Here is a 12,918-nt window from a genome sequence, read left to right as displayed (position 1 = left end):
AGTTACCCCAACAACGAAGTTTCAGCAGTCCGCGCACCCAACCAGGTGCGCAATTCGGAAAAGTGCTCGATCGCCAGACGCGGCTGGTATTGCAGCAGAGAGCCTAGCGCTTGCGCGCCGTACCCGACAGCCACTGAATCCATTCCGGCATTGCGCGCCATCAGCAGATCGAACGAAGCATCGCCAACCATCAGCGCCTTTTCAGGCCTGACGCCGCAATGCTGCAGGATTTCATTGAGCATCAGCGGATCGGGCTTGCTGGCCGTTTCGTCCGCTGCGCGCGTGGCGTCGAAGAAGTCCAGCCACCCATGGGCCTTGAGGACGCGATCCAGACCACGCCGGGCCTTGCCGGTGGCGACCGCTAAACGATAGCCGTCGGCACGAAACGCCTCAAGTGACTCGTGCACCCCGTCGAACAGCTTCGAAGGCTCAACGTCCATGGCCATGTAACGGTCGGCATAGTGCTGCCGGAAAACGATCAGGTCGTTGTCAGTGATGTCCGGGTACAGCGTGCGAATCGCCTCCGGCAATCCCAGGCCAATAATGCCCTTGATGGTTTCATCATCACGCACCGGGCGACCGGCAGGGTGTGCGGCGGCCTGCATCGCATCGACGATACGACCGATGGAATCGGACAGCGTGCCGTCCCAATCGAAGATCAGCAGCTCGTAATCAGGGCGCAAGCAGCAGTCGCTCCACGGTCTTGGCCCACATCTCGTCGACGGGCGCTTCAACTTTAAGCTCGCCGCCGTCCGGCAGCGGCACGGTCAGGGCGTAGGCGTGCAGAAACAGACGCTTGCCGCCGAGATCACGGATTTCGCGACTGAAATCCTCATCGCCGTACTTCGGGTCACCGGCAATGCAGTGGCCGGCATGCAGGGCGTGTACGCGAATCTGGTGAGTACGACCGGTGATGGGCCGGGCTTCGACCATCGTGGCGAAGTCTCCGAAGCGGCGCAGGACCTTGAACAGCGTCAGCGCCTCCTTGCCCTCTTCGTTGACCTCGACCATGCGCTCGCCGGAGCGAAGATTGCTCTTGAGCAACGGCGCGCGAACCTGCTTCTGAGCGGTCGGCCAGCTGCCACGGACCAGCGCCATGTAACGCTTGTCCACGCCGTCGCCGCGCAACTGCTCGTGCAGGTGGCGCAACATGCTGCGCTTCTTGGCGATCATCAGCAGCCCGGAGGTGTCACGGTCCAGACGGTGGACCAGTTCCAGCTCCTTGGCGTCGGGCCGCAGCTGACGAAAGGCTTCGATGACGCCAAAGCTCAAGCCGCTGCCGCCGTGAACCGCGATGCCAGCAGGCTTGTTGAGGACGATCAGGCCTTTGTCTTCATGGACGATGGCGGCTTCGAGACGCTGCAGCAAACCCTGGGCAACCGGCACAGGCTCGTCGCGCTCAGGCACGCGAACGGGTGGGACGCGCACGACATCGCCCGCCTGAAGCTTGTACTCGGGCTTGATCCGGCCCTTGTTCACACGCACTTCGCCCTTGCGCAAAATGCGGTAAATCAAGGTCTTGGGAACGCCCTTGAGGTACGTGATCAGAAAGTTATCGATGCGTTGACCGGCAAATTCCGGCGCAACCTCTACCAGCCGGACGCCGGGGGTTGGGGGGGTGATATTTGTCATGGCGCAAATCATAACAATTTTTTATGGATTTGAAGCACTTAATGATTGCTGCTATAGTCGCGAACGCCGCCAAAAGCGGCCTGGACAGCGGACAAACGGTATGACAACCGGCCCTGCCCAACGCAATTCACGAGGGCGCGAGGCCGTCCTACGGGGCTTTCGGTGACAACGGAAGATATGCAAGCGTAACGAGCGCAGGTGACATGAGGCCTGAAACAAGCCCGATCGCAGAGTGAGTCACTCGCCATCGAGGCCCACGTTCAAGGCCAGTTCACAAAGTGCAGTCGCTGGCAGTCGCACCGGGCGAATGCTTCGGAAACCATGCCTTATTTGAGCCATGACGCGCGAACTTCCCATGGAAGATTGCGATAAATGCAACCCGCTGCGGATTCAGCGCGCGGCAGCACCCGAATTATCAGGGATACGTGTGGGGTGGAGACGCACAACCGTCGGACTGTGTAGCACAAGGCTTTATTCAAGACGCTTAATATCGTCCGCTACCGATGGTTGATTCCTCCTCCTGACAAAGCTTTTGCTGACAGGGTGTCATTTGTCACCACAGCAAGCAGGAACGTCGTCGCGACTCGGCCCCGCTGGCCGAACCTCGTTAGACACTGGAGTGTTCAAGCACTCCTGACGTGCCCTGACACCGACCGTGAGAAGTCGTGTGTGCCGAACGCCGTTTCCGGCAGCCCGGAAACCGACGGTACTACATGAAAAGAATGCTGATTAACGCAACTCAACCCGAAGAGTTGCGTGTTGCGCTGGTAGACGGCCAGCGCCTCTACGACCTGGACATCGAATCCGGGGCCCGCGAACAGAAGAAGGCCAACATCTATAAAGGCCGGATCACGCGTATCGAGCCCAGCCTTGAAGCCGCGTTTGTCGACTTCGGCTCCGAGCGTCACGGCTTTCTGCCGCTGAAAGAAATCTCCCGCGAATACTTCAAGAAGTCGCCAGAAGGCCGCGTCAACATCAAGGACGTCCTGAGCGAAGGCCAGGAAGTCATCGTTCAGGTCGAGAAAGAAGAGCGTGGCAACAAGGGCGCTGCCCTGACCACGTTCATCAGCCTCGCAGGCCGCTACCTGGTCCTGATGCCGAACAACCCGCGTGCCGGTGGCATTTCGCGTCGCATCGAAGGCGAAGAGCGCAACGAACTGCGTGAAGCGCTGAACGGCCTGATCGCCCCTGCCGACATGGGTCTGATCGTTCGTACTGCCGGCCTCGGCCGCAGCAGCGAAGAAATGCAATGGGACCTCGATTACCTGCTGCAACTGTGGACTGCGATCAAAGAGGCCTCCCTCGACCGCTCCGCGCCGTTCCTGATCTATCAGGAAAGCAACGTCATCATCCGCGCCATCCGCGACTACCTGCGTCAGGACATCGGCGAAGTGCTGATCGACAGCGTTGAAGCCCAGGAAGAAGCGCTGACGTTTATCCGTCAGGTGATGCCGCAGTACGCCAGCAAGATCAAGCTCTACGAAGACAGCGTTCCGCTGTTCAACCGCTTCCAGATCGAAAGCCAGATCGAAACCGCCTTCCAGCGCGTCGTCGAACTGCCTTCCGGTGGCTCCATCGTCATCGATCCGACCGAAGCACTGGTGTCCATCGACATCAACTCGGCGCGCGCCACCAAAGGCAGCGACATCGAAGAGACCGCCCTGCAGACCAACCTTGAAGCGGCTGAGGAAATCGCCCGTCAACTGCGTCTGCGCGACATCGGCGGCCTGATCGTCATCGACTTCATCGACATGACCCCGGCCAAGAACCAGCGCGCCGTGGAAGAAAAGGTCCGTGAAAGCCTCGAGGCTGACCGTGCCCGCGTCCAGGTAGGTCGCATCTCGCGCTTCGGCCTGCTGGAAATGTCCCGTCAGCGTCTGCGTCCATCCCTGGGCGAGAGCAGCGGCATTGTCTGCCCGCGTTGCAACGGCACCGGCATCATCCGTGACGTTGAGTCGCTGTCGCTGGCGATCCTGCGCCTGATCGAAGAAGAAGCGCTGAAAGACCGCACGGCCGAAGTGCGCGCTCAAGTGCCGATCCCGGTCGCAGCGTTCCTGCTCAACGAAAAACGCAACTCGATCACCAAGATCGAACTGCGCACCCGCGCTCGCATTATCATTCTGCCGAACGACCATCTCGAAACGCCGCACTTCGAAGTGCAGCGTCTGCGTGATGACAGCCCGGAAGCGCACAACCTGCAGACCAGCTACGAAATCGCTGCAGCCGCTGCTGAAGTGGAAGAAGTGGCACCGCCTGCCGCCGCGACCCGCACCCTGGTTCGCCAGGAAGCGGCAGTCAAGACCGCCCCGGCCCGCGCCAACGCACCGGTTCCGGTTGAAGCCGCTGCGCCGGTTGCCGTTGCGCCTGCACCGGTCGCCCACGAGCCAAGCCTGTTCAAGGGTCTGGTGAAATCGCTGGTCAGCCTGTTCGCTTCCAAGGAAGAGCCAGCCGCTGCGCCTGCCGCTGTGGTCGAGAAACCGGCTGCCGAGCGCCCTGCGCGCAACGACGAACGCCGTAACGGCCGTCAGCAGAGCCGCAGCCGTAACGGTCGCCGTGACGAAGAACGCAAGCCGCGTGAAGAACGTGCGCCGCGTGCCGATCGCGAAGAACGCGCACCGCGCGAAGAGCGTGCCCCACGTGAGGAGCGCGCGCCTCGTGAAGAGCGTGCACCGCGCGAGCCGCGTGAAGCCCGTGAGGAAACAACAGCACCGCGCGAAGAGCGTCCGGCCCGTGCGCCACGGGAAGAGCGTCAGCCACGTGCTGGGCGTGAAGACCGCAAGCCGCGCGAAGAGCGCGTGCGTGAACTGCGTGATCCGATCGACGCCGCACCCGCTGTCAACCTGCCCCGCGAAGAACGCCCTGAGCGCGCCCCGCGTGAAGAGCGCCAGCCTCGTGCGCCGCGTGAAGAGCGTCAACCACGCGTTGAACAGGCTGCCGTTGCTGCCGAAGACGAAACCCTGCTGACCAGCGAAGAGCAACAGGATGACAACCAGGAGCACGCCGAAGGCGACCGCCCTCGTCGTCGTTCACGCGGCCAGCGTCGTCGCAGCAACCGTCGCGAGCGTCAGCGTGATGCCAACGGCAATGAAATCGAAGGCAGCGAAGGCGTTGAGGGTTCGGAAGGTTCTGAAGCCCATGACGGCGAAGGCAGCGAGCACGGTCATGATTCCCATGACGAAGTGCACGCAAATGCTGACCGTGGCGATGTCGCCACCGGTGCAAGCGTCGCGGCTGTAGCGGAGCGCGTCATCAGCGCCACCGCCGAAGCCGATGCTCACCGCCAGGCTGAACGTGCGAACACGTCCGTTGAAGCCAGCTCGACTGAAGCAGCACCCGTCGCTCAGGCTTACGAAGCAGCGCCTGAAGCGCCGGTCGTCGAAGCCCCTGCGCCTGAAGCCAAGCGCTCGGTGATGCCGGAAGTGGAAGTGGCGACATTCGACGCCTCGTTGAGCCCGTTCGAACGTCAGGTGAAAGCAGCCGCTGAAGCCGAATCGACCGACGCGCCAGCCAGTGCCGAGATGCCGGTCGCTGTTGACGTGCCCGCGTTCATGGAAGCTCCGGCTTCTGCAGCCGTTCACGAAGTGGTTGAAGTGGCCGTCGCTGAGCCGGTTCACGTCGTTGAGCCTGTCAAAGCGGCTGAGCCTGTTCAAGCTGCCGAGCCTGCCGAAGCCGCTGAACTCGTTCAGATTACTGAACCTGCTCAAGCTGCCGAGCCTGTGCATGCCAAGGCGTCGGAAATCGACGCGCCGACCGTTGTAGAACCGGTTGTTCAGCAGCCGGTGGCCGCTGAACCGGTCATCGCGCCGGCTATCGAAGCGCCAGCCCAGACTGCAGCGGCGGAAATCGTCGCTGCGCCAGTGGCGGTCGAACCTCCTCAGGCACCGGTTGCAGAACCTGTCGCCGAAGAGGCGCCTGCGCTGCCGGTTGCCAGCAATGGCCGTGCACCGAACGATCCTCGTGAAGTGCGCCGCCGTCGCCTGGAAGCTGAGCGTCAGCAGAAAGAGGCGCAAGCCTCGGATGAGCCTAAACCGCTCGTTTAATCGGCTGTAACTAAAAAGCCCCACCTGTGTAAGCAGGTGGGGCTTTTTTATGCCTGGGTTTTAGGAATGCGGCATCTGCGCAGGTTGGCTTGGTGATGAGATCAGCGCGGTTGAAAGATCAGCGCAGCGGGCACGTCCACGTCCCATAACACGCCTGGGTCGTCGACCTCGATCTCCTTGATCCGCGCGCCCAGGAACAGCCGTTTGGCGCCCTTCTCCCCGCCAAGCGCCATGAGCGCCGACCCGAAGGTGCGGCCAAAGGCGACGGGATGCCCATACTGTCCGCCATGCACCGGTACGCTGATGGCGTCGTCTTCTACCGAACGAGCTACGCGCTCAAGGGTGTCAGCGTGGATGAAGGGCATGTCGCCCAATGCAATCAACCAGCCGCGATGGGCAGGCTCGGCCGAAACGGCCGCGGCGATGCTGTCGCCCATGCCGGGGGAATCCAGCACCACCACTTCACAGCCGTGGCGCAGGCCCAGTTCAGCAACGCTGCAGTAATCGGCTCGGGTCAGCAGGACGGTTTTATCGGCGAGGGGTCTGACGCTGGCGAGCACCTGCTCCAGCACCGATCGCTCCGTGCCATCGCGCCCGAGGCATTGCGCCAGGAGCTTGTTGCGGTGGTGACCGGCGACCGCCCGGTAACGGCTGCCGAGGCCGGCAGCCAGCACGATGGCACACAGGGTTTCACTCATGTTCAACCCTCACTGGATAGACGCTGACTCAAACCGGGAGAGGACGGATCCCACGGTCAATACAGGTTAGGTTCCATTTCCAGCGCAACACCAAAGCGCTCGAGGATGTCCGCCTGAATCCGCTGCGCCAGACCGAGCAGTTGCTTGCCCGACGCCTGGCCATAGTTGACCAGCACCAGCGACTGCAGCGCATGAACGCCGGCGTCGCCCTCACGAAAGCCCTTCCAGCCCGCCTGCTCGATCAACCAGCCCGCCGCCAGCTTGACCTGGCCATCGGCCTGAGGGTAGCCGACCACGCCAGGATGCGTGAGCTTGATCACGGCAAACTGCTCGGCGGACACCAGCGGGTTCTTGAAGAAGCTCCCCGCATTGCCCAGCGTCGCGGGGTCCGGCAGTTTTTCGCTGCGGATGGCGCAGATCGCACGGCTCACGTGGATCGGCGAAGGTTCTTTGATGCCCTGCTCTTCCAGGCGCTGACGCACCGGACCGTAATCGAGATGCAGGGTCGCCGAGTAGCTGAGCTTGAACCGAACCCGCAGGATCAGCCAGCGGTTCGGCTGATGCTTGAACAGGCTGTCGCGGTAGCCGAATTCGCAGTCGGCCAGGGCAAATTCCCGCAGCTCGCCGCTGTGTCGATCCATCGCGGTCAGGCTGTGGAAAACATCCTTGAGCTCAACGCCGTAAGCGCCGATGTTTTGCATCGGTGCAGCGCCGACGGTGCCGGGGATGAGGCTGAGGTTTTCCAACCCGGCCAGTCCCTGGGCGAGCGTGTCCAGCACGAAAGGATGCCAGGGCTCGCCCGCCTCCGCTTCGACAATGGCACCGCCGCAATCTTCATAGGTGATGCGGATGCCTCGGTTGGCCATGCGCAACACGAGGGCGTCGACATCACGGGTCAGCAGCAGGTTACTGCCACCGCCAATGACCATCAGTGGCACGTCGTGGCTGGATGAATACGCGAGGGCCTCGCGCACGTCGTCGTCGCTGAACGCCTCGGCAAAACGCCGGGCGCGCACAGCCACGCCGAACGTGTTGTAGGGCTTGAGAGACACGTCGTGCTGCACGTTCAGCGTCATGGGTGCATCCGTGAAAACTGTGGAAGAACGACCAGACCCAGGCTCATCAAACCTCCAGCAGACGACGGACGCGTTCCAGGTCTTCGGCGGTGTCGACACCGGCCGGTGGCGCTTCAAGGGCATCGGCCACGTGGATACGCACGCCGTGCCAGAGCGCACGCAACTGCTCAAGGTTCTCGGTGTTTTCCAGCCAGCAAGGCCCCCAGCTGACAAAGTCGTGGAGGAACCCGGCGCGGTAGGCATAGATGCCGATGTGGCGGCGGTACGGCACGCCTTCCGGCAACTCTTCGCGGGTCTTCGCCAGCGCATCGCGAGCCCAGGGCAGCGGCGCGCGGCTGAAGGTCAGGGCCAGGCCATTGAGGTCGGAACAGACCTTGACCACGTTGGGATTGAACAGCGATGCCACGTCCTCGATCGGCTCGGCGAGGGTCGACATGCGCGCCTCAGGGTGCGCCGCGAGGTTGTCGGCAACCTGATCGATCACAGCCGGCGGGATCATCGGCTCGTCGCCCTGGACGTTGACCACGATGGCGTCGTCGGCCAGACCCAGCTTGGCGGCGACTTCGGCCAGACGGTCAGTGCCGGAATTGTGATCATCGCGGGTCATCAGTACTTCGGCGCCGAACGCCTGGCAAGCCTCGACGATGCGCTGATCGTCAGTGGCAACCACCACACGCTCTGCGCTGCTTTTGCGCGCCTGTTCCCAGACGTGCTGGATCATCGGCTTGCCGGCGATGGTTTTCAGCGGCTTGCCCGGAAAGCGACTCGACCCATAGCGCGCAGGAATGACAACGGTAAACGCTGCGGTCATTTGTCCAGACGCTCGTCGGTGGTGAGGGTGCGCGCTTCGCTTTCCAGCATCACCGGAATGCCGTCGCGGATCGGGTAGGCAAGGCCGGCGCCTTTGCTGATCAGCTCGGTTTTGTCGGCGCTGAGCTTGAGCGGACCCTTGCAGATCGGGCAGGCAAGAATGTCGAGCAATTTGGTGTCCATAAGAGATCCTGAGCGAGTCATGGCAAAAGACGGGTTAACTGCGAATCGAACCAACTGACGAACGCCGGAGAAGGCACGGCTTCCACGGCCAGGTACCACCAGTCGGACGCTGCGAAGGACACGCATTTGACGGCGTCCTTCTCGGTCATGACCACGGGCAATGCCGGTGTAAACAAGAGGGCCTGGGCGCTGAACACGGCGTGGTCGGCGAACGCATGTGGAACAGGCCGCCAGTGTAGTCCTTCGAGGGTGTTGAAGAAACGTTGCGGATTACCGATGCCGGCCACCGCGTGGATCTGTGTGCCGGGCGGGAAATGATCGACCGGCCGGCGTTCACCGCTGAGCAGGTTGACCAGTGCCGAGGGCTTGAGCTGAAACGCAAAACCGTCTTCGCGATCTGCGCTCGCGCCGTTGTACAGCAGCGCATCAACGCTCTGCAGCCGCTCGACCGGTTCGCGCAACGGGCCCGCCGGCAGGCAGCGGCGATTGCCAAGCCCGCGAACGGCATCGATCAGCACCAGTTCGAGGTCGCGATTCAGGCGATAGTGCTGCAGGCCGTCGTCTGAAAGAATGAGGTCCAGGGGCTCCTCGGCCAGCAAGGCGCGCACGGCTTGCGAGCGGTCCGGGTCGATCATCAGCGGCACGCCGGTGCGATTGACGATCAACAGCGGTTCATCGCCCGCGTGTTCGGCAGCCTGTTGCGGCAGTACACGCCAGGGCAGGCTCGGCGGCTTGGCGCCGTAACCCCGGCTGACCACACCGACGCGCAGCCCGCGCGCGCGGCAATGATCGATCATCCAGAGAATCAGCGGCGTCTTGCCGGTGCCACCGATGGTGATATTGCCGACCACCACGACCGGAACGGGCGCTGTGTAAATGTCGCCCTGCCCGGCGAGAAAACGCGCGCGCTTGCGGTTCACCACGCGCCGGTACAGGCATTCGAGCGGGCGCAGCAGCGCCAGCGCCGGATGGCCTTGGTACCAGGCGTCGAGCAGTCGGTCAGTGAATGCCATCAGTTAGCCGATGCGGCCTCGACGGTGGTCATGCGCAAATGGGCGAAACCGAGTTTGCCGGCGGCGTCCATGGCGGTGATCACCGCCTGATGGGGGGTCTTGCCGTCAGCGCTGATCGACAGGGGCAGACTGGTGTCGCCCTCGGATTCCTTCTGCAAGGCATCGATGAGGGTTTCCAGCTTGCTGTCGCCCAGCAGGGTGTTGTTCACCGAATAAACGCCGTCGGCATTGATAGTGATGTCGAGGTGTTTTTTGTCGACGTCATCGGCCGAAGCGCCGGTCACCGCCTGGGGCAGGTCGACGCGCAGCTGGGTTTCCCGGGTGAACGTGGTGGTCACGACGAAGAACAGCAGCAGGATGAACACCACGTCGATCAGCGACACCAGATTGATGTCGATGGTCTCCCTGGGCTTGCGACGGCGGAATTTCACTTCTTCTTGCCCTCGCCACGCGCGGCAGCCTTGATGTCGGGCTTGGCGTCGGTGAGGTCGACGTCACGATCGCCCTGCACGACTTCCACCAGTTTGATGGCTTCCTGTTCCATGCCGACCACCAGCTCGTCGACGCGGCTTTGCAGATAGCGATGGAAGAAGATCGCGGGGATGGCAACGGTCAGGCCCGAGGCGGTGCAGATCAGCGCCTTGCCGATGCCGCCCGCGAGCATGCCGGCGTTGCCGGTCATGCCGCTGCTGGTGAACGAGCTGAAGATGTCGATCATGCCGAGCACGGTGCCCAGCAGACCCAGCAGCGGCGCCATGGCGGCGATGGTGCCAAGGGTCGCGAGATAGCGTTCGAGCTCGTGAATGACCCGGGCCGCGGCTTCCTCGATGCACTCTTTCATTATCTCGCGACCATGGCGGGAATTGGCCAGACCGGCGGCGAGGATTTCACCCAGCGGCGAGTCGGCGCGCAGCTCCTTGAGCTTCTCGGCGCTCAGCTGTTTGTCCTGAATCCAGCGCCACACCTGACCGAGCAAATGCGGCGGCGTGATACGGCTGGCGCGCAGGGTCCAGAGGCGTTCGATGATGATTCCGACGGCGGCAATGGAACTCAAAATGATCGGCAGCATCATCCAGCCACCTGATTTGACCAGCTCCCACACAGCGACCACCCCCTCAAAAAAAGTGGCGCCACTCTAACATAGCGTCGGCGCCTCGCCGAACGTGTCGATGAATAACCCTCCCTTTCAGTCACGCCAGAAGCGTCGAGTCCTACGTTCAGCCCGGGCTTCTTCGTAGGCGCCCACTTGCAAGGTGATGGCACCCTGTTCGGCGCTGTCGTGAATCTCCATGCCGGACCACGCGTAGCGCGACAGCACCAGCGGATGCGGGTGGCCGAACGCATTATTGCGGCCTCGGGAAATCAGCACGCCATGCGCACCGACAGCGCGCAAAAAAGCCCGGGACGACGAGCTGCGGCTGCCGTGGTGGGGGGATTGCAGCCAGTGAGCGCTGACGTCGAAGCCGTCGTCGAGCATCGCGCGCTCTGCCTCTACATCGATATCACCGGTGAGCAACAGCCGCTCGCCGTTGGCCTCGACGCTGAGCACGCAAGAGGCCTGATTGCCTTCGGCGGCATGCTCCCAGATCCAGGTGGAGAAAGTGACCTCATCCCACGTCCATGTTTCCCCGTTACGGCAGGACTCGGCCGACAGTTCGGCGGGCATACGCCCTGTGTCGCCCGCCAGCACCCGCGCAACGGGCACGCCTTTGAGAACGGCAGCGGCGCCACCGGCGTGGTCGGAATCGGCATGACTGAGCAGCAGCGTGTCCAGCCGTTTGACCCCGGCGCGGCGAATGGCCGGCAACACTACGCGCTCGCCGATATCAAAATCACCAAAGCGCGGCCCCGCGTCATAGAGCAGTGCGTGGTCCCGGGTGCGCAGCAAAATGGCGAGGCCCTGCCCCACGTCCAGTTGCAGCACTTCGACTTGCCCGACGGGCACGGCTTTCTGCGGTGGGAAGATGCACAGCAATAGCAAGGGCCAACCCAGCGGGCGCATGGGCAGGCCTTTGGGCAGCAACAGCAGCAGCGCGCCGAGCAGGCTTAATGGCCAGACCCACAGCGGCACATGCGGGCCGGTCCAGGCGGGAGCGAGATCGGCCATGAACGTGAGCCAGCGAAACAAACCGTCCATCGAGCCGCCCGCCAGCCACAGCAGGCTTTCGCCCAGGGGCGGGATCGCCAGCAGCAGCGTGCCGAGCAACGCCAGGGGCAAAATCAACAGACTCAACCACGGTACGGCCAGCAGATTGACGGCCGGACCGCTCACGCTCACTGGCAAGTTCAGCGCCAGCAGCACCGGCAACAGCCCCAGCGCGATGAGCCACTGTGCGCGGGTCCAGCTTTGCAGCCAGCTCCAAGACCCGAGTCGCCCGCTGAAGATCAGCATTAAGATGCCGACGGCCAGAAACGACAGCCAGAAACCCGGCCGCAACGTGACCAGCGGCTCGGCGATCAGCACCAGATTCAGCGCCAGCAACAGTGGCCACGTGGTGCCCAGCTGGCGAAAACGCAGACGCCAGAGCAGCACCAGCCCCAGCATGATGACGGCCCGCTGCACCGGCACTTCAAAGCCTGCCAGCACGCCATAGGCCAGCGCGCCCGCGAACGCCGCGAGGCACGCCGAGTGCAGCCAGGGCAAAAACGGCGGCCACGCACCCCAGCGGGCCAGGCCGGCGACAAGGCCGTAGAGCAAACCCGCGAGCAAGCCGATGTGCGTCCCGGAAATGACCAGCAAGTGAACAGTCCCGGTGTCCTGCAGGACTTGCCAATCGGCGGCACTCAGCCCGGAATCGTCCCCCAGCACCAAGGCGGCCAGCCCGCCCTGTCGGCCTTGGGCATCCACACTGAGCAGGCGCTGGCGAATGCCGTCGCGCCAATTGCCCAGAGCCGGTTCAAGCAACTGGCCGTCCACCACCGTGCCGGTGGCGCCAATGCGCTGGGCCAGCAGCCATGCCTGGTAATCGAAGGCGCCGGGGTTGACCAGCCCACCGGGTCGCTTGAGCTTGACCGCCACACGCCAGCGTTCGCCGCTGCTGATGGGCGGGCCGCCATACCAGCCAATGCGGATCTGCTCCGGCAGCCGCGCCCGTCGTGAAACAGGATCCTCCAGCTGAAAACGCACCACGCCGTCGATCGTCTGCGGTAGCCCGATGACGCGCCCTTCCAGCCAGAGCGTTTGCCCATCGAGGCGCTCGGCCAGTCGATCGTCCAGCGCCGACGACGCGGACACACAGGCCCAGGCCAGGCCGAACAGGTAAAACGCCAGCGGGTAGGTACGAAACGGCAGCAGCATCAGCGCGACCACGGGCATCATCAGCAGCAACCAGACCGGCGGTAATGCCGGCAGAAAACGCAACGTCAGCAATCCGAGTGCAAGCGCGAGCATCCCTGTGCGCATTAGGCTTTCCTTGTTAGCGGGCGAATTCGACTCCAATGGCTTAGCTGATGCCCCGGCCTGCGC

The 12,918-nt window shown here is 63.2% G+C and carries 11 protein-coding genes; 1 reads left to right on the top strand and 10 read right to left on the bottom strand.

The genetic code is table 11. The features are described 5' to 3' along the window. Nucleotides 1-2 precede the first annotated feature (2 nt). Both OKW98_RS09595 and rluC read right to left on the bottom strand, forming a co-directional pair. A complete protein-coding gene (locus tag OKW98_RS09595; protein WP_265388941.1) occupies nt 3-683 on the bottom strand; it encodes an HAD-IA family hydrolase in 681 nt (226 codons plus the stop codon). Further along, entirely contained in the window at nt 673-1,632 is a 960-nt protein-coding gene (gene rluC / locus OKW98_RS09590) for a 23S rRNA pseudouridine(955/2504/2580) synthase RluC (RefSeq protein ID WP_265388940.1), read from the bottom strand. Before rluC ends, OKW98_RS09595 begins: the two co-directional genes overlap by 11 nt. 713 nt (nt 1,633-2,345) lie before the next feature. On the opposite strand from rluC, the gene rne reads away from it, so the two are divergent. Beyond that, nucleotides 2,346-5,672 (top strand): ribonuclease E, encoded by a 3,327-nt coding sequence (rne, locus tag OKW98_RS09585; protein WP_416148246.1) that lies wholly within the window; start codon nt 2,346-2,348, stop codon nt 5,670-5,672. A gap of 101 nt (nt 5,673-5,773) precedes the next feature. On the opposite strand, the gene OKW98_RS09580 is transcribed toward rne, so the two are convergent. From OKW98_RS09580 to OKW98_RS09545, 8 genes are all read right to left on the bottom strand, one after another. Then, nucleotides 5,774-6,370: a nucleotidyltransferase family protein gene (locus tag OKW98_RS09580; RefSeq protein ID WP_265388938.1), complete on the bottom strand. Its 597-nt coding sequence runs from the start codon at nt 6,368-6,370 to the stop codon at nt 5,774-5,776. A gap of 56 nt (nt 6,371-6,426) precedes the next feature. Further along, nucleotides 6,427-7,446, bottom strand: a complete 1,020-nt coding sequence (murB, locus tag OKW98_RS09575; protein WP_265388937.1) for a UDP-N-acetylmuramate dehydrogenase — start codon at nt 7,444-7,446, stop codon at nt 6,427-6,429. 46 nt (nt 7,447-7,492) lie between these two features. Beyond that, nucleotides 7,493-8,257, bottom strand: coding sequence for a 3-deoxy-manno-octulosonate cytidylyltransferase (kdsB, locus tag OKW98_RS09570; protein ID WP_265388936.1), 765 nt, complete (start codon nt 8,255-8,257; stop codon nt 7,493-7,495). Beyond that, entirely contained in the window at nt 8,254-8,439 is a 186-nt protein-coding gene (locus OKW98_RS09565) for a Trm112 family protein (protein WP_003174668.1), read from the bottom strand. The genes kdsB and OKW98_RS09565 overlap by 4 nt, the downstream gene beginning before the upstream one ends. A gap of 17 nt (nt 8,440-8,456) precedes the next feature. After that, entirely contained in the window at nt 8,457-9,452 is a 996-nt protein-coding gene (lpxK, locus tag OKW98_RS09560; RefSeq protein ID WP_265388935.1) for a tetraacyldisaccharide 4'-kinase, read from the bottom strand. Beyond that, nucleotides 9,452-9,883 carry an ExbD/TolR family protein gene (locus tag OKW98_RS09555; RefSeq protein WP_065993112.1) on the bottom strand — a complete coding sequence of 144 codons (432 nt, stop codon included), beginning with the start codon at nt 9,881-9,883 and terminating at the stop codon, nt 9,452-9,454. The genes lpxK and OKW98_RS09555 overlap by 1 nt, the downstream gene beginning before the upstream one ends. Beyond that, a complete protein-coding gene (locus OKW98_RS09550) occupies nt 9,880-10,554 on the bottom strand; it encodes a MotA/TolQ/ExbB proton channel family protein (protein WP_265388934.1) in 675 nt (224 codons plus the stop codon). Before OKW98_RS09550 ends, OKW98_RS09555 begins: the two co-directional genes overlap by 4 nt. 84 nt (nt 10,555-10,638) lie before the next feature. Next, complete coding sequence (locus OKW98_RS09545; RefSeq protein ID WP_265388933.1) at nt 10,639-12,855, bottom strand: DNA internalization-related competence protein ComEC/Rec2; 2,217 nt, start codon at nt 12,853-12,855, stop codon at nt 10,639-10,641. Nucleotides 12,856-12,918: the final 63 nt, after the last annotated feature.

Origin of the sequence: Pseudomonas sp. KU26590 (assembly GCF_026153515.1) — a bacterium.
In the GTDB taxonomy this organism is placed as follows: Bacteria; Pseudomonadota; Gammaproteobacteria; order Pseudomonadales; family Pseudomonadaceae; genus Aquipseudomonas.
This window is presented reverse-complemented; position numbering and strand designations above follow the sequence as displayed.

Bases quoted from the DNA above. Each gene is read 5' to 3' on its own strand.
- rluC (WP_265388940.1), bottom strand. From the start codon at position 1,632: ATGACAAATATCACCCCCCCAACCCCCGGCGTCCGGCTGGTAGAGGTT.
- rne (WP_416148246.1), top strand. From the start codon at position 2,346: ATGAAAAGAATGCTGATTAACGCAACTCAACCCGAAGAGTTGCGTGTT.
- OKW98_RS09580 (WP_265388938.1), bottom strand. From the start codon at position 6,370: ATGAGTGAAACCCTGTGTGCCATCGTGCTGGCTGCCGGCCTCGGCAGC.
- murB (WP_265388937.1), bottom strand. From the start codon at position 7,446: ATGACGCTGAACGTGCAGCACGACGTGTCTCTCAAGCCCTACAACACG.
- kdsB (WP_265388936.1), bottom strand. From the start codon at position 8,257: ATGACCGCAGCGTTTACCGTTGTCATTCCTGCGCGCTATGGGTCGAGT.
- OKW98_RS09565 (WP_003174668.1), bottom strand. From the start codon at position 8,439: ATGGACACCAAATTGCTCGACATTCTTGCCTGCCCGATCTGCAAGGGT.
- lpxK (WP_265388935.1), bottom strand. From the start codon at position 9,452: ATGGCATTCACTGACCGACTGCTCGACGCCTGGTACCAAGGCCATCCG.
- OKW98_RS09545 (WP_265388933.1), bottom strand. From the start codon at position 12,855: ATGCGCACAGGGATGCTCGCGCTTGCACTCGGATTGCTGACGTTGCGT.